Source organism: Polaromonas sp. (genome assembly GCF_012927415.1).
Classification (GTDB): domain Bacteria; phylum Pseudomonadota; class Gammaproteobacteria; order Burkholderiales; family Burkholderiaceae_C; genus Polaromonas.
The window spans coordinates 1-16143 of sequence record NZ_JABBPF010000099.1; the positions used below are offsets into that span (position 1 = coordinate 1).

Annotated in this window: 13 protein-coding genes, 1 tRNA gene and 2 pseudogenes; 9 read left to right on the forward strand and 7 right to left on the reverse strand. The window is 58.9% G+C overall.

What is annotated here, in order from left to right:
* Positions 1 to 161: 161 nt before the first annotated feature.
* Positions 162 to 1226 carry a UDP-N-acetylmuramate dehydrogenase gene (gene murB, locus HHJ19_RS10085; RefSeq protein WP_296906723.1) on the reverse strand — a complete coding sequence of 355 codons (1065 nt, stop codon included), beginning with the start codon at positions 1224 to 1226 and terminating at the stop codon, positions 162 to 164.
* A 51-nt stretch (positions 1227 to 1277) separates the two neighbouring features.
* Here murB and HHJ19_RS10090 point away from each other — a divergent pair, with 51 nt between their 5' ends.
* Positions 1278 to 1763, forward strand: a complete 486-nt coding sequence (locus HHJ19_RS10090) for a YajQ family cyclic di-GMP-binding protein (RefSeq protein ID WP_296906726.1) — start codon at positions 1278 to 1280, stop codon at positions 1761 to 1763.
* A gap of 192 nt (positions 1764 to 1955) precedes the next feature.
* The gene (locus HHJ19_RS10095) at positions 1956 to 2516 is read left to right on the forward strand and encodes a retropepsin-like aspartic protease (protein ID WP_296906749.1); all 561 of its coding nucleotides are present in this window, start codon (positions 1956 to 1958) and stop codon (positions 2514 to 2516) included.
* A gap of 29 nt (positions 2517 to 2545) precedes the next feature.
* On the opposite strand, the gene plsY is transcribed toward HHJ19_RS10095, so the two are convergent.
* The 3 genes from plsY to HHJ19_RS10110 form a co-directional block, all read right to left on the reverse strand.
* Entirely contained in the window at positions 2546 to 3193 is a 648-nt protein-coding gene (plsY, locus tag HHJ19_RS10100; protein ID WP_296906728.1) for a glycerol-3-phosphate 1-O-acyltransferase PlsY, read from the reverse strand.
* Between the two features lie 39 nt (positions 3194 to 3232).
* Entirely contained in the window at positions 3233 to 3724 is a 492-nt protein-coding gene (locus HHJ19_RS10105; protein WP_296906730.1) for an aminoacyl-tRNA deacylase, read from the reverse strand.
* A gap of 99 nt (positions 3725 to 3823) precedes the next feature.
* Complete coding sequence (locus HHJ19_RS10110) at positions 3824 to 4885, reverse strand: aldo/keto reductase (RefSeq protein ID WP_296906731.1); 1062 nt, start codon at positions 4883 to 4885, stop codon at positions 3824 to 3826.
* Between the two features lie 219 nt (positions 4886 to 5104).
* Between HHJ19_RS10110 and HHJ19_RS10115 the strand changes: the two genes are divergently transcribed.
* On the forward strand, positions 5105 to 5767 hold the full coding sequence (locus HHJ19_RS10115) for an OmpA family protein (RefSeq protein WP_296906734.1): 663 nt from the start codon (positions 5105 to 5107) through the stop codon (positions 5765 to 5767).
* A 326-nt stretch (positions 5768 to 6093) separates the two neighbouring features.
* Here the strand turns inward: HHJ19_RS10115 and HHJ19_RS10120 are convergent.
* Positions 6094 to 7906 (reverse strand): annotated as a pseudogene (locus tag HHJ19_RS10120) (AMP-binding protein).
* A 111-nt stretch (positions 7907 to 8017) separates the two neighbouring features.
* Here HHJ19_RS10120 and HHJ19_RS10125 point away from each other — a divergent pair.
* The 6 genes from HHJ19_RS10125 (at position 8018) to HHJ19_RS10150 (ending at position 14992) form a co-directional block, all read left to right on the forward strand.
* A complete protein-coding gene (locus HHJ19_RS10125) occupies positions 8018 to 8947 on the forward strand; it encodes an alpha/beta hydrolase (protein ID WP_296906736.1) in 930 nt (309 codons plus the stop codon).
* A gap of 141 nt (positions 8948 to 9088) precedes the next feature.
* Positions 9089 to 10193 (forward strand): peptide chain release factor 2 gene (gene prfB, locus HHJ19_RS10130; RefSeq protein WP_296906738.1). Its coding sequence is split into 2 segments (ribosomal slippage): positions 9089 to 9169 and positions 9171 to 10193, totalling 1104 coding nucleotides; the frame shifts between segments, so codons are not numbered across the junction.
* Positions 10194 to 10224: 31 nt separating this feature from the next.
* Positions 10225 to 11070 carry a hypothetical protein gene (locus HHJ19_RS10135; RefSeq protein ID WP_296906740.1) on the forward strand — a complete coding sequence of 282 codons (846 nt, stop codon included), beginning with the start codon at positions 10225 to 10227 and terminating at the stop codon, positions 11068 to 11070.
* Positions 11060 to 13798: an aminopeptidase N gene (gene pepN / locus HHJ19_RS10140; protein WP_296906742.1), complete on the forward strand. Its 2739-nt coding sequence runs from the start codon at positions 11060 to 11062 to the stop codon at positions 13796 to 13798. The genes HHJ19_RS10135 and pepN overlap by 11 nt, the downstream gene beginning before the upstream one ends.
* An 89-nt stretch (positions 13799 to 13887) precedes the next feature.
* Positions 13888 to 14904 carry a class 1 fructose-bisphosphatase gene (locus HHJ19_RS10145; RefSeq protein WP_296906745.1) on the forward strand — a complete coding sequence of 339 codons (1017 nt, stop codon included), beginning with the start codon at positions 13888 to 13890 and terminating at the stop codon, positions 14902 to 14904.
* A 12-nt stretch (positions 14905 to 14916) separates the two neighbouring features.
* A tRNA-Thr gene (locus HHJ19_RS10150) sits at positions 14917 to 14992 on the forward strand.
* A 162-nt stretch (positions 14993 to 15154) separates the two neighbouring features.
* Here HHJ19_RS10150 and HHJ19_RS10155 read toward each other — a convergent pair.
* Positions 15155 to 15568, reverse strand: coding sequence for a hypothetical protein (locus HHJ19_RS10155; RefSeq protein ID WP_296906747.1), 414 nt, complete (start codon positions 15566 to 15568; stop codon positions 15155 to 15157).
* Between the two features lie 255 nt (positions 15569 to 15823).
* A pseudogene (locus HHJ19_RS10160) lies at positions 15824 to 16143 on the reverse strand (hypothetical protein); the annotation flags it as partial.

Sequence of the window (16143 nt, forward strand, 5' to 3'; positions counted from 1 at the left end):
GTCCAGCGTTAAGTCGCGTTAAAGTGCGTAAAAAAACGCCCAGCGTTCCGACGGGCTCAACTCGTCAAACCCGATTTGAATGGCTTAGATTAGCCTCTGGCCTAAATTTCGCATGTACAAACCGCTCCAAAATGTAGAGCAGTTTTAGCGTATGTCGAACTTCAAACCACTACCGGTTCCGGTTGCAGCAGAATACCGAAAAGCTCATAGACACTGGTCTGGATCGCCTTGGCAAGTGTCATCACCTCGCCCCCGGTGACTGGGCTGCTTGTACCGCCGCGGTTGACCAGCACCAGTGCCTGTTTGTCATAAACACCGGCATTGCCGATGGACTTGCCCCTCCAGCCGCAGGCGTCTATCAACCAGCCCGCCGCCAGCTTGACCGAGCCGTCAGCCAGGCGGTAATGAACAATTTTGGGCTCGCGCTGGATGATGTCGGCACATTGCTCCAGCGAGACGGTGGGATTTTTGAAGAAGCTGCCGGCATTGCCGATGAGCTTCGGGTCAGGCAGCTTGGCGCGACGAATCTCGCAAATCCACTCATAAATTTGTAGCGCATCAGGCTCATGAATGCTGGACGCCACCCTCTTTTTTTCAATATCCGCATAACCCAGCACGGGTTTCCACAGTTTCGGCAGTGAAAAGCGCACCCGGGTAATTAGCGCCTTGTCAGCGAGGCCAAAACCCGGCGAACCGAAGCTGGCCGGCGTGCTGGCGTGTTTGAACACCGAATCGCGGTAGCCAAACGCGCACTGCGCGGCATTAAGCGTAAAGTTCCGGCCGGTCGTCAGGTCAACCGCATCGAGGGAGTCAAAACGGTCTTGGAGTTCCACGCCATAAGCACCGATGTTTTGCACCGGGGAGGCGCCCACCGTACCCGGAATCAAAGCCAGGTTTTCAAGGCCGGGGTAGCCATTTTGCAAGGTCCAGGTCACCAGCTCGTGCCAGTTTTCACCAGCGCCGGCCTCGACCACCCACGCCTTGGTAGTCTCGCTGACAAGGCGCGTGCCCATGATCTCCACCTTGAGCACCAGCGGCTTGACATCCCCGGTCAGCACGATGTTGCTGCCGCCGCCCAGGACGAACTTGGGCACAGCGTGCAAAGCCGGGTCCTGCAGCACGGCGGCAATATCGGCTTCGCTGCCGATCCGGATCAGGCTGAGCGCCTTGGCCACGATACCGAAGCTGTTGGAGGACTGGAGCGGGACGTTTTTCTCGACTAACATCTCAAGATTGTCTCACCTCGTGTCACACCCTTTTTTCTGGAAATCAACACCATGCCCTCCTTCGATACTGTTCTTGAAACCGATCTGGTCAAGGTCAAAAACGCCGTAGAAAACTCAGCCAAGGAAATCGGCACCCGCTTTGACTTCAAGGGCACAGCCGCCTCAATTGAACTGAAAGACAAGGAGATCACCCTGATTGGCGACGGTGATTTCCAGATTGACCAGATCCACGACATCCTGCGCAACAAGCTTACCAAGGCCGGCGTTGACGTGCGCTTTCTGGACATTGGCAAGGTCGAAAAAATCGGCGGCGACAAGGTCAAGCAGGTCACCAAGGTGCGCGACGGCATTGAAACCGAACAAGCCAAAAAAATCCAGCAGCTCATCAAGGGCAACAAGATGAAGGTGCAGGCCGCCATTCAGGAAGGCAAAGTCCGCGTGACCGGTGCCAAGCGTGACGACCTGCAGGCGGCCATGGCGCTGATTCGCGCGGAGATCAAGGATCTTCCGTTGAGCTTCGACAACTTCAGGGACTGAGTGAGTTCCCATGCTTGTCGCTTCGAGCACTGCGCTGCCCGCAGCGCGAACCGTTCCGCCTGCGGCCCGGCAAAGCCGGTTCCGCAGCCCCTGCCGGCGTTGAACTGCCGTAGCTTTTTCGCCTCTCTCTTGCTGCTGGTGCTGGCATGGCTTCCGGCTGGCGCGCAGGCCGAAAGTGTCGCCCTCGCCGGCATGATGGGCAGCAGGGCGCTGCTGGTGGTCGATGGCACGGCGCCAAAAACCGTTGCGGCAGGAGAGACGCACCTGGGCGTCAAGCTCATTTCCACCTCTGGCGACCAGGCGGTGATCGAGCAGTCGGGCAAACGTCAGACGCTACGCGTCGGCGAAGCACCCGTCAGCATGGGCGGCAGCGGCGGCGGGCGGGGTACGCGGATCGTGCTCACCGAAAGCGGTGGCGGTCACTTCATGACGGCCGGGCAGATCAATGGCCGCGCTGTGCAGTTCATGGTCGATACAGGCGCAACCACGATCGCCATGAGCACGCTGGACGCTGACCGCGCGGGCATCAGCTACAAAACCGGGCAGCGCGTTCGCATGTCCACCGCCAACGGCGATTCCGTGGGTTACCGCATCATGCTCACTTCGGTCCGCGTGGGAGAGGTGGACGTGTACGACGTAGAGGCGGTAGTAACGCCGCAGCCCATGCCCTTTTTGCTGCTGGGCAACAGCTTTCTGACGCGCTTTCAGATGAGGCGTGAAAACAACCTGATGACGCTGGACAAGCGTTATTGATGCTTGACCAACCCCTGACCCTTGCTTCCTCAACCCGGTTTTTTCCCGCCCTGCTTCGAAGCGCCGAGTTTTGATTCGGTGCCCTTGAGCAGCTTGTTGATGTTCTCGCGGTGGCGATATACCAGCAGTGCACTGATGGCAATCAAGGCGATGACGATGCTTTTGTCCACATACCAGGCCGCCCGGTCACCCAGCAAGTAAAACATCGGCGCAAAAACTGCAGCCGCGAGAGACGCCAGCGAGGAATAACGCGAAAAAAAGGCGACGATCAACCAGGTCGCCAACGTGGCCAGGCCCAAAACCCAGCTGACGCCAAGCAACACGCCGGCCGCCGTCGCTACGCCCTTGCCTCCCTTGAACTGGAAAAAAACTGGATACAAATGCCCCAGAAAGGCAGCCAGTCCCACGGTCGCAACCGTGCCGTCGCCCAGGCCGTAATCGCCACCAAACCACTTCACCAGCATCACCGGCAGCCAGCCTTTCAGGCCGTCGAGCAACAGGGTTGCCACCGCGGCCACCTTGCTGCCCGAACGCAGCACGTTGGTTGCACCCGGGTTTTTGCTGCCAAAGCTGCGCGGGTCTTTCAGTCCCAGGACCCGGCTCACAATGACTGCAAATGACAGCGACCCGAGCAGGTAGGCCAGCAGCGTTGCGCCGGCCGAGTAGGCGTATTCCAAAGTCATCTCCCTTTATTTATGTTGTTCGAGTTATTCGGGTCATTCGATCAAGGCGCACTGTACCGGTTTTGCCCCCAGCAGCGTCACACACACCTGCGGATCAAGCCTGAGCAGATACCCCCGCCTGCCGCCATTGATGGCTATTTCTGGTAGCGCCAGAATGCTTTCCTCGATGTAAACCGGCATGGTTTTACGCGTGCCAAACGGCGACGTGCCGCCGACCAGATAACCACTGTGACGATTGGCCACCTCGGGCTTGCAGGGTTCGACTGATTTCGCGCCAATCTGGCGCGCCAGATTTTTGGTGGAAACCTTACGGTTGCCGTGCATCAGCACCAGCAAGGGCCTGGCATCCTGGTCTTGCATGACCAGCGTCTTGACGACCGTAAAAGAATCAAAACCCAGCACTTCGGCACTGTGCAGCGCGCCGCCATGCGCCAGATATTCATAGGGGTGTTCGGTGAAGCCAACCTGATGCGACCTGAGCAATTGCGTGGCCGGCGTTTCAGAAACGTGTTCTCTCTTGGCCATGGTCACTCTTTCAATCCTTCCCGCTTTCAAACGAGGCGTAGCAAAGCCGAAAACCAGGCTTGAAAAAGCCCCGCCCGCTGCCACCCCAACTGGCTCCACTTAAAGCGCGGGATCCCTGGTCTCCCAGCGGATCTTGTCAATTTCAGACAGCACCTCAGGAGACAAATTGGTTCCGAAGGCGTTGATGTCTTCGTCGAGCTGCGCCACGGAGGTGACGCCAATGATCGTGCTGGCCACCTGCCATTTGGTGTAACAAAAAGCCAGCGCCAGTTGCGTCGGAGTAAGGTCGTTTTGACGCGCCAGGGCGTTATAGCGCCGCGCCGCGGCCAGCGCCTCGGGGCGGCCCCAGCGCTGCTTGCGCACGGACTCATAGCGCGCAATGCGCGCGCCGTGTGGCGTATCGGGTCCGTCGGTGCCCGCCACGTCGTACTTGCCCGTCAGCAAGCCAAAACCCAGCGGCGAATAAGCCAGCAGCGAAACACCCAGGCGGTGCATGGTCTCGTCCAGGCCATTTTCGGCGGTACGGTTAATCAGGCAATAGGGGTTTTGCACCGTGGCTACGCTTGGCAGGCCGTGCTGCCCGGCCAGACGCACGAACTCGTGCACGCCATAGGGTGTTTCGTTGGACAAGCCAATCGCTCGCACCTTGCCTTGCTTCACAAGCGCACCCAGGACTTCAAGCTGCTCGTGAATCGATGTGGTCGAACGCTCTTTGCCCGGCTCGTAATACATCGCACCGAAGGCGGGTACGCTGCGTTCTGGCCAATGAATCTGGTACAGGTCAATGACGTCAGTCTGTAGGCGCCGCAGGCTGGCTTCGCAGGAAGCCAGAATGTCTTCGGCCGTCATCCCGCTACCTTCCCGCACCCAGGGCATGCCGCGCGACGGGCCTGCGACCTTTGTCGCGAGCACCAGTTTTTCGCGTGCACCGGGATGCCGGGCAAACCAGTTACCGATTATTTTTTCTGTAACGCCAAAAGTCTCTTCACGCGCGGGCACCGCATACATCTCTGCCGTGTCGAGGAAATTGATTCCGCGCTCCATCGATCGGTCCAGGATGGCATGTGCCGTGGCTTCATCAACCTGTTCGCCAAAGGTCATGGTGCCCAGGCAAATAGGGGTCACATACAGATCACTGGCGCCTAATTGAACTTTGTTCATGAAAATTTGAGATAAAAATTGGGAAAATGGCTTGGCAAAACTGCATCAAGCCATTGGCAGGTAACTCAGACCAGCCTAGTTTAAAGGCTTCAAAGGGCTTGTGCCGGCGCACAATTCGCGCGCTTGTCTTACAACTTCTCACCCTTTCAATGTTTAGCATCAGGGTTTAACGCTTTTACGGCGCTTCAGATTCAAATTGATTATTCACAGGAGCATTCCATGAAAAAAGCAGTCATTACTTCCCTTGCCGCTGCAGCATTGGCCCTTGCAGGTCTTTCAGGATGCGCCAACATGAGCGAAACCCAGCAGGGAACTGCCAAGGGCGCAGGCATAGGCGCACTTGCCGGCGCAGTATTGGGTGCGGCGACGGGCGGTTCAAGGGGCGCTGCAACGGGCGCCATTCTGGGCGGCGCTGTGGGCGCCGGCGGAGGTTATATCTGGTCCAAGAAAATGCAGGACCAAAAGGCGGCCATGGAACAAGCCACGGCCGGCACCGGCGTCGCTGTCAGCCAGACCGCTGACAACCGCCTGAAGCTGGACATTCCGAGCGATGTTTCGTTTGACGTGGGTCGCTCGGCCATCAAATCAAACTTTGCCCCGGTATTGACACAATTTGCGTCCAGTCTGAACCAGAATCCGATCACCGCAGTGACCATCATCGGCCACACCGACACCACCGGAACGGATGCCATCAACAATCCGCTGTCGGTGGACCGCGCCAATTCAGCGCGTGACTATCTGGTGGGTCGTGGCGTGGCAGCCCAGCGCATCGCCACCGATGGCCGCGGCTCGCGTGAGTCGATTGCCGACAACAGCAGCGTGCAGGGCCGCGCCAAAAACCGGCGCGTGGAGATTTACGTCGCTGAACCCGCACCGCGTTGATACCGGCCCTGCAAGTCCGATAAAAAAGCACCTTAGGGTGCTTTTTTTGTGCCTGAGCGGCCAGCAATGCACCGGAAAATCGGCGGGCCGTCAATCCCTCACTGACCCGGACGGGTATTTGCCCATGGTTGCCGGGCAATAGCCCATTAAAGCCTGATCTTCGCTGCAGAGTCATGGCAGCGGCAATCACGAACTTCGTGACGCCCCAAAACTCAGGTCGCAGGGAACAGCGGCCATTGCCGCCCCAGACGGTCAAAATGAAGCATCCTCCAAGCACGCCATTCATCGCTTTCGCAGGACGTCGACTCTTCCCCTGTCAGATGAAGTCAGGTATTTTTGAAGCGCTCTTCTTCCCGCAACCGCAGCACGCGGCGCTGCACTTTGCCGGTGGTCGTCATGGGCAGCGCATCAATGAATTCGATTTCCTTGGGATACTCATAAGGCGCCAGCAGATTTTTCACATGCGCTTGCAGCTCAGCCACAAGTTTCAGGTCAAATTCGGCTCTGGTCCAGGATTTATCGGCACGAGCAGCTATTAAATCAGGAGCAAGAACGACATAGGCCTTGACCACGGCACCGCGCTCCCTGTCGGGCTTTGGCACCACAGCGGCGTTGGCAACGGCCGGGTGCTTGACCAGGCAGTTTTCTATTTCGCCGGGCCCGATACGGTAGCCAGCGGCCTTGAACACATCGTCTGCACGGCCTTCGTACCAAAGGTAACCGTCGGCGTCAACCCGCGCCAGATCACCCGTTCGGCACCAGTCGCCGGAGAATTTGGCGAGCGTTGCGCGGTCATTGTTCCAGTAGCCCAGAAAGAAGATCGGATCCGGATCGCCATGAATATCGAACCTGTTCACTGCCACGTCGCCGGCCACGCCAACGGCGCATTCCCGCCCCTCGTCGTCAATGACCGCGACCTGATGGCCAGGATAGGCTTTTCCCATACTGCCTGGTTTTGCCGGCCATCCAATAGCCCCCACGCTTTTCACTTCGTGTAATGCGCTGCCCCCCGAGAGGGCTGAACTTGCTTGGGGCAGCCCGGCGCTGCGTTCGCTCCCACCAGCGCTTGGGCGGTTCATGGAGCAGTTGCCCACCACATAGTTGATTTCCGTCTGGCCAAACATCTCGTTCACCGTCACGCCGAGCTGCTGCTGGCAGTAGGAAAAAACGGCATCGCCGACCGCTTCGCCCGCGCTCATCATGCCCTGCAGCTTGAGCTGGAACCGTTCCCGGGGCCGGGGAAACGCCTTCATCATGGCCTTGAGCGCGGTGGGGAACAAAAAGGTGTGCGTCACGCCTTGCGCCTCCAGCAGGCTGAAGGCCAGCTCGGGACTGAAGCGGCCATTGAAGGCGACTATCGGCCGGCCAAAATACAGCGTGGGCAGCAAGGCATCCATCAGGCCGCCAGTCCAGGCCCAATCGGCCGGACTCCAGAACACGGCGTCACAGGCTTGGTTGCCTTGGCCATCGAAACCAAACCAGTTCTGGCTGCAGACAAAAACCGGGTAAGTTGCCAATCACCGCCCGGTGTGCAAGCAACGCACCCTTGGGCGGCCCGGTCGTGCCACTGGTGTAGATCAGCACAGCCGCTTCATCGGCCTTGGTCTTGACGGCGGTAAAGGCCTGTCGCTGCGCAGCCAGCGCGCTTTCGTAATCAATGTCACCCTGCCCCGTCGCCGCGCCGGCAGCGACGAGCGTGCGCAGTGACCGGCATTGCGCCCTGACGGCGTTTACGCTGGCAATCGACGTTTCGTCGCAAATCGCCAGCACCGCTTCGCTGTCCTGCAGGCGGAAGGCCAGGGCTTCGGGCCCGAACAGCATCGACAGCGGCATGGCAACCGCGCCCATCTGGAACACCGCCATGTAAGCCACTGCAGTTTCAAACCGCTGCGGCATGACGATGGCCACGCGGTCACCGCGCTGCACGCCCTGCCCTGTCAAGACGTGGCTCAGCGCATCGGCCGCGCGCTGCAACTCGCGATAGCTGTGAAATCGGGTTTTCGTCGGCGTTTCATGGGCACGGATAGCTATTTTTTTGATAGCGCCGCGTTGGCCATTGTCCAGCGCGGCCCAGCGGCGGCAACAGACCTCGGCGATATTGAAGTAGTCGTCCACCTGCCACCGAAAACCGGCGTGCATTGCTGCATAGGCGTCGGGCAGCTTTTGCGAGGCTGCGCCGCGCGGGGTATTTTCTGACTTGTCGCTGTTTTGACTGCGCTTCAACTGGAGGCTCCTTATCATGACTACCCAATGTACAAAGAAAAACGCCCCTTTCGCAGCGAGTTTGTCCCTATACGCGGACTCGATTACCACGTTCAGATCTGGAACGGCAGCATCGATTCAGCCCTGCCTCCGCTGCTGCTTGTGCATGGCTGGATGGACGTGGCGGCGTCCTACCAGTTCATGGTCGATGCTTTTTCCGACGCTTTCGCAGCGGGCCGGACCATCATTGCGCCCGACTGGCGCGGCTTTGGCAAAACCATCCCGGGTCACGCCGCCAACCAACCAGACCATTACTGGTTTGCCGACTATCTTGCCGACCTTGACTTTCTGCTGGACCACTATGCACCCGGCCTGGCGATAGACCTGGTCGGCCACAGCATGGGCGGCAATGTCGCCATGCTGTATGCCGGCGTGCGGCCAGCGCGCATCCGCAAGCTGGTCAACCTGGAGGGCTTTGGCATGCCCGCCAGCCAGCCGAGTCAGGCACCCACCCGCTATGCCAAGTGGATGGACGAGCTGAAAAGCCTTCAGCGCGGCGAGCTGGCGCTCAAGGCCTACGACGATGTGGAGGGTGTCGCCCGGCGGCTGATGAAAACCAACCCTCGCCTCACGCCAGACAAGGCCCACTGGCTTGCCAGCCATTGGGCCCGTCCCGATGCGGCCGGCAAATGGCGGATTCTGGGCGACGCAGCCCACAAGATCACCAGCGCCCAGCTCTACCGGCTCGATGAAGTGCTTGAGGTTTACCGGTGCATCAGCGCGCCCGTGCTGGCGATCGAGGCGTCTGATGACTCCATGGGTCTGTGGTGGGCGGGCAAATACTCGCTCCCCGAATATCACGAACGGCTCAAGCAGGTGCCCAACGCGCAGATAGCCGTGATTTCCGACGCGGGCCATATGCTGCACCATGACCAGCCGGAGCAGCTGGCGGCCCTGATTGAGGGCTTTCTGATATGAAACTCGCCGCTCCGTGAGAAAATCCAGAGTTACTCCATTTCCCATCCGGTAACAGACCCGCGCACCGCGGCAAGGCGGTTCAGTATTTGTCGGACCGAAGTGGACATGGAACATGCTCACACAACCCTGGCTTGAACCCTCATGGACGCAGAACACATCAACCTTATCGCCAACCAGATCGAGGACCTGAGCAATCGGGTGAACGAACTTCGGGGGTATCTTTGACTACCCTGCCAAAGCCCGAAAACTGAACGAAGTCAATGCCGCGCTGGAAGACCCGAAAGTCTGGGACAACCCCAAGCGCGCGCAGGAACTCGGCCGCGAGAAAAAATCGCTCGAAGACGTAGTGCTGATCCTGGACCGGCTGACCGGCGAGCTGGCCGACAACACCGAGTTGTTCGAAATGTCCAGAAGCGACAGCGATGAAGCCGGCATGCGCGCCATTGAAGGCGAAGCGGTCAAGGTCGCCCTTGAGGTCGAGAAGATGGAATTTCGCCGGATGTTCAACAACCCGGCCGATCCGCTGAACGCCTTCCTCGACATCCAGGCCGGCGCTGGCGGCACCGAAGCCTGCGACTGGGCCAGCATGCTGCTGCGCCAGTACCTCAAATACGCCGAGCGCAAGGGTTTCAAAACCACGGTTGAAGACGAATCACCGGGTGACACCGCCGGCATCAAGGGCGCGACCATCAAGATCGAGGGCGAATACGCCTTTGGCCTGTTGCGCACCGAAACCGGCGTGCACCGGCTGGTCCGCAAGTCGCCGTTTGACTCGTCTGGCGGGCGTCACACCTCGTTTGCTTCGGTTTTTGTCTATCCCGAGATCGACGACTCGATTGAAATTGAGATCAATCCGTCGGATGTGCGGGTAGACACTTACCGAGCGTCTGGCGCGGGCGGCCAGCACATCAACAAGACCGATTCCGCGGTGCGCCTGACCCACTTGCCGACCGGCATCGTCGTGCAGTGCCAGGATGGCCGTTCGCAACACGGCAACCGTGACGTGGCATGGAAACGTCTGCGCTCGCGGCTATACGACTTCGAATTGCGCAAGCAGCAGGAAGCGCAGCAAAAACTCGAAGACACCAAAACGGACGTGGGTTGGGGTCACCAGATCCGCAGTTACGTGCTGGACAACAGCCGCATCAAGGACTTGCGCACCAACTACGAAACCTCTGCCACGCAAAAAGTGCTGGACGGGGATCTGGATCAATTTATCGAGGCTTCGCTCAAACAGGGCGTGTGATGCCTGCTAGCGAAGCGCAAGTTGCTTGCCCATGAAAAACCCCCAATTTTTGCGCTCTATCCGACTGGTTTGCTTTGTAACCATGGTGAGCCTGCTGACTGGTTGCACTGCGGTGGCCAGAGCCGCCTATCTTGAGCTTTTACCGCTGCAAGGATTCGACACACTTCAAGCTGATAAGCGGGTCCATTACGAACCTGAAGCGAAGACAAATGCAGAAAATCTAGCAGCCAACTACGCGCAAACCATCCAGCAGATCGAAGCCAGACTTGGCGGCACACTGCAAACCACACCGCAGGTTTACCTTTGCGCCAGCGATGCTTGCTACTTGAAATACGCCTTCAACCAAGAAGCCCGGGCCGAGGCGCGCGGACGTGGCAATCTGGTTTTACTCAAGGCCAGGACGCTTGAGGCGGAAGGTCGTTTGCTGCCCGTTTTCACGCATGAATTAGTTCACGCGTTCTGGTTTCAGCATGGCGTTCACTGCACGCCCCGTTGGTGGACTGAGGGCTTGGCGGTAGAAGTCTCTAACGGCGGCGGTGCAGAAAAGGTAACGCACCAGGAAGCTCTGCAAGCCATGCAGGAGGGTAAGATTTTCCACGCCAGTGACGAGAACAGTTGCTGGACGCGCATGCCGCCCCAATTGAACGGCATGGCCTGGCCAATGTTCTATCGGCAATCGGGCATGTTTGTTCAGTGGATGCGGGTGCGCGACCCTGAAGGCTTCTCTGCCCTGCTCATCAAGCTCAGAAGCGGCGACAATTTGGCTACAGCGATTGAATCTGTCTACGGTCAGCCCCTGACCGCGCTGCATTCAGCGTGGCAAAAATCAGCGATGAATTCGACTATCACCCCATTGGAGAATCCCCATGCTTCGTGAAGGCCAAGCTCCGGCTATAACCATCAACCGCGCTGACTACACAGCCCCCGCCTACTGGATAGACACCGTAGACCTTTGCTTTGACCTGGACCCAGCCAAAACCCGGGTACTGAACAAGATGACGCTGCGCCGCAATACGGATGTCCCGGCGCAACCACTCAAGCTCGACGGCGAAGAACTCAACCTCGCTCGCGTGCTGGTCAACGGCCAGGGTACAAGCTTCAAGATGGAAGGCAGCCAGCTGGTGCTGGAAAACCTGCCAACTGGCGACGAGCCCTTTGAGCTGGAAATCTTCACCACCACCTGCCCGTCCAAAAACACCAAGCTGATGGGCTTGTATGTGAGCGACGACTCCTTTTTCACGCAATGCGAAGCCGAAGGCTTCAGGCGCATCACCTATTTCCTGGACCGCCCCGACGTGATGGCCAGCTACAGCGTGCTGCTTCGCGCCGACAAGGCACGCTACCCGGTGCTGCTGTCCAACGGCAACTTGGTGGCGCACGGCCCGCTCGACGACGGCCCGAACGGCGCGCGGCATTTTGCGAAATGGGTAGACCCGCATAAAAAACCCAGCTACCTGTTTGCGCTGGTGGCCGGCCAGCTGGTCAGCCGCGAGCAACGTATCACATCGCGCGCCGGCAAGGAACATCTGCTGCAGGTCTATGTTCGCCCCGGTGACCTCGACAAGACCGAACACGCGATGACCTCGCTGATGCATTCGGTTGCCTGGGACGAAGCGCGCTTCGGTCTGAGCCTGGACCTTGAACGCTTCATGATCGTCGCCACCAGCGACTTCAACATGGGTGCGATGGAAAACAAGGGCCTGAACATCTTCAACACCAAGTACGTGCTGGCAAACCAGGCAACTGCCACCGACACTGATTTTTCCAACATCGAAAGCGTGGTCGGCCACGAATACTTTCACAACTGGACTGGCAACCGCATCACCTGCCGTGACTGGTTCCAGCTCAGTTTGAAGGAAGGCCTGACGGTTTTCCGCGACCAGGAGTTTTCGCAAGACCTGTGCGGCGAAGCGTCAGCTAGAGCCGTCAAGCGCATCGAAGACGTGCGCGTGCTGCGCACCGCCCAGTTTCCCGAAGACGCAGGCCCGATGGCGCACCCGGTGCGACCCGACAGCTATATCGAAATCAGCAACTTTTATACCGTCACGATTTATGAAAAAGGCGCTGAAGTCGTTCGCATGATGCAGACACTGGTAGGCCGCGACGGCTTTGCCGGGGGCATGCGGCTCTACTTCGAGCGGCACGACGGCCACGCCGTGACCTGCGACGATTTCGCGCAAGCCATTGCCGACGCCAATCCGATGTCTGATCTGGCGCGCCTGCTGCCGCAGTTCAAGCGTTGGTACAGCCAGGCCGGCACACCGCGGGTGCAGGCGCAAGGCCTGTACGACGCCGCCCGCCGCACTTACACCCTTACGCTGGCGCAAAGCTGCGCGCCAACGCCGGGGCAAGCCCAGACCGTCAAGGAAGCATTTGTCATACCGGTCGCCCTCGGGCTGCTGGGCGCTGACGGGAAAGACCTGCCGCTGCAACTGGCCGGAGAAGCCGAAGCCCCAGGCCAAGCCCTGGCTGGCACCCGCATCGTGGTGCTGACGCGGGCCAGTGAATCGTTCACTTTTGTCAACCTCGACGCTGAACCCGTGCCCTCCATATTGCGCGGCTTCACCGCGCCGGTGGTACTGGAATTTGACTACACCGACGCGCAGTTGCTACACCTGCTGGCACATGACAGCGACCCTTTCAACCGCTGGGAGGCGGGTCAGCGTCTGGCCGTCAGCCGCGCCGTCAATGCTATTAAATCGATAGCTGGTAATGCCGATACGCCCTCGACCAGCGTGCTGGATGATGCTTATCTGGATGCCATGTGCCAGGTGCTGTGCCACCCGACGCTTGATTCTGCCTTCAAAGAGCTGGTGCTCACGCTGCCGTCTGAAACCTATCTGGCAGAGCAGCTCGACGTGGTCGATCCCCAGCGCATTCACGCGGTGCGCGAAGGCATGCGCCGACAACTCGCCAGCACGCTGAAAACCGACTGGGAAGCGGCCTACGAAGCCAACCACGACACCGGGGCCTACTCACCCGATTCCTTGTCGAGCGGCCGCCGCGCACTTGCCGGCATGGCGCTCACCCATTTGTGCCTGGCCGCCCACGCCAGCGGTGATGCGGTATGGCCAGGCAAGACCTTGCAGCGTTTCAAGGACGCTGGCAACATGACCGACCGCTTCAACGCCCTCGCCGCGTTGGTCTCCAGCGGCCTCCCGCTGGCCGCGCAGGCTTTGCCACGCTTTCATGCCATGTTCAAAAACGAGGCACTGGTCATCGACAAGTGGATGGGCCTGCAAGCCAGCGCGCCCGACTGCGGCGGCAATATCCTGCCAGCCGTCAGGCAGCTCATGAAGCACGCAGACTTCAGCCTGCGCAACCCCAACCGCGCACGCAGCGTCATCAGCAATTTTTGCCAGGGCAACCCGGCTGCATTTCACCGGCTCGATGCGGCTGGCTACGTGTTCTGGAGCGAGCGCGTGATCGAGCTCGACGCCATCAACCCGCAGGTCGCCGCCCGGCTGGCACGCGCGCTGGACCGCTGGAGCAAGCTGGCCGAGCCTTACCGGAGCGCTGCGCACGAAGCGATTTCCCGCATCGCAGCCAGGACCGACCTGAGCAAGGATACGCATGAAGTCGTCTCGCGGGCGCTGGCCGCCTAGTTGACCGGCCGGGCCGAAATCTCCCGTTCAGGCTGCGCTTGTCGAAACCCTTTTTGACCAGCCCGGCCCAACCCCTGAAGAAAGCATTCATGTCTCAGAAAATATCGCTCACCCGCTACCTGGTTGAGCAGCAGCGCATCGACGGCCACATTCCGCCCGAGTTGCGGTTGCTGCTAGAAGTGGTTGCGCGCGCCTGCAAAAGCATCAGCCAGGCCGTCAACAAGGGCGCGCTGGGCGGAGAAAACAGCATATTGGGCAGCGCAGGCAGCGAAAACGTGCAGGGCGAAGTCCAGAAAAAACTCGACATCATCGCCAACGAAGTGCTGATCGAGGCCAACGAATGGGGTGGCCACCTGGCCGCCATGGCGTCCGAGGAAATGGACAACATCTACTTGGTGCCCAACCGCTATCCGCAGGGCGAATACCTGCTGCTGTTTGATCCGCTCGACGGCTCCAGCAACATCGACGTCAACGTCAGCATTGGCACCATCTTCAGCGTACTCAAGAAACTGGAAGGCCACGCTGCCGTCGAAGAAAGCGATTTTTTGCAGGCCGGCAACCAGCAGGTGGCCGCCGGCTATTGCGTCTATGGCCCGCAAACCACGCTGGTGTTAACGGTAGGCGACGGCGTGGCCATGTTTACGCTGGACCGCGAGCAGGGCTCTTTCGTGCTGACCGAAGAAAACATCACCATCCCCGCAGACACCCAGGAATTTGCCATCAACATGAGCAACATGCGGCATTGGGACGAGCCCGTCAAGCGCTACATCGACGAGTGCCTGCAAGGCACCGACGGCCCGCGCGGCAAGAACTTCAACATGCGCTGGATTGCCTCCATGGTGGCCGACGTACACCGCATTCTGACCCGTGGCGGCGTGTTTCTGTACCCCTGGGACAAGCGCGAGCCCGAAAAAGCCGGCAAGCTGCGCCTGATGTATGAAGCCAACCCCATGAGTTGGCTGATCGAGCAGGCAGGAGGCGCCGCCACCAACGGCAGGCAGCGCATCATGGATATTCAGCCCGCCAAACTGCACGAACGCGTCAGCGTGATGCTGGGCTCCAAAAATGAAGTCGAGCGAGTAAGCGCCTACCACTCCAAGCTATAATTAAAGGCTTAAGCCGGTGTAGCTCAGTCGGTAGAGCAGCTCATTCGTAATGAGAAGGTCGGGTGTTCGATTCATCTCTCCGGCACCAATAGATGTAAGGGTTTGCTGCTATTTATTTAGTAGCAAACCCTTTTCTCTTTGTGGTCATGTAGCCACTATGTAGCCAGCGGTACAGCTTTTTGTACCTTTCAGCACCAGCACCAGCCAAAAGAAAACCCGCACGCGGCGGGTTCTGTTGTGCCATTGGCGGCTACTTGCGAATAGCCAGAATGTCGTAAACCTTGCCTTTATCGTCAAGGCAAAGCCCGCCAGCTGAAGCGCCACGGCCTGTAATGTCACAACGCAAGCCCGAGCCATTGGTACAGCTTAGGATGGCTTTCACTGTCACATCTCCGCTGCTTGTCATAGTAGAAAAGGCGCTTACGGGCTTCCCTCCAACTTGGCCGTATGTATTGGCAAAACCAAAGGTTTCACCAGATGCAACCTTGGCAACTGGGCCGCTGCATGTTGTCCCGTCAAGATTGACAGACATAGTTCCTGACCCTGTACCGCTGCTATTGAATTCGCCGCTGTAGGTTTTCCCGGAATCACGCGGCATAAGCGTGACGTTGTAGGCGCAACCATACAGCGCAAGTGCAGCAATCATTGAAGCTATTTTTTTCATACATCCTCCAAGTAAAAAAACCCGGCCCTGCCACCGTTTTCTACCGTTATAAAAACACCCTGTCCCGGTCGCGGCCATCTATTTCACTCTACTTTATGGCACTATGCCCCCTGTTTCCCGGCGCGGTCTTTTTTGGCGGGATAAAACTATCTGAGCAAATCCCGCTGTTCCCGCATAACTCGGTTCATGGTCTTGACCATCTCGCGCACTTCAAACCACCGTGCGCCCTTGTACCCATTGCGTGACACGATGGTCTTACCGTCCGCGCTTTTTGGTCCGGTTGACTGTTTCCACGGGCTCCAGCGCCTTATTGCCTCTGCTTGTCGCTGGCGTTGTTCCAGCGTCCACGTACGTGCTGCCATCGGTCATCCCTTCTAAAAGTTTGGTTTGCTCGCTTTCGCTTTCTTTCGCGGGCGCGGGGCTGGGCATCGCCTCCAACGGAAATCCGTTGTTAACCTGCTGCTGTCCGCCGTTGTTGATATTGGCCTGTTTGACAAAAGCCACCGGGCGCGGGTTCTTGATTTCAGCCAGCACTTGAAGCGTTGCCCGGCACGGGCTTTGCGCCTTCATGCCCT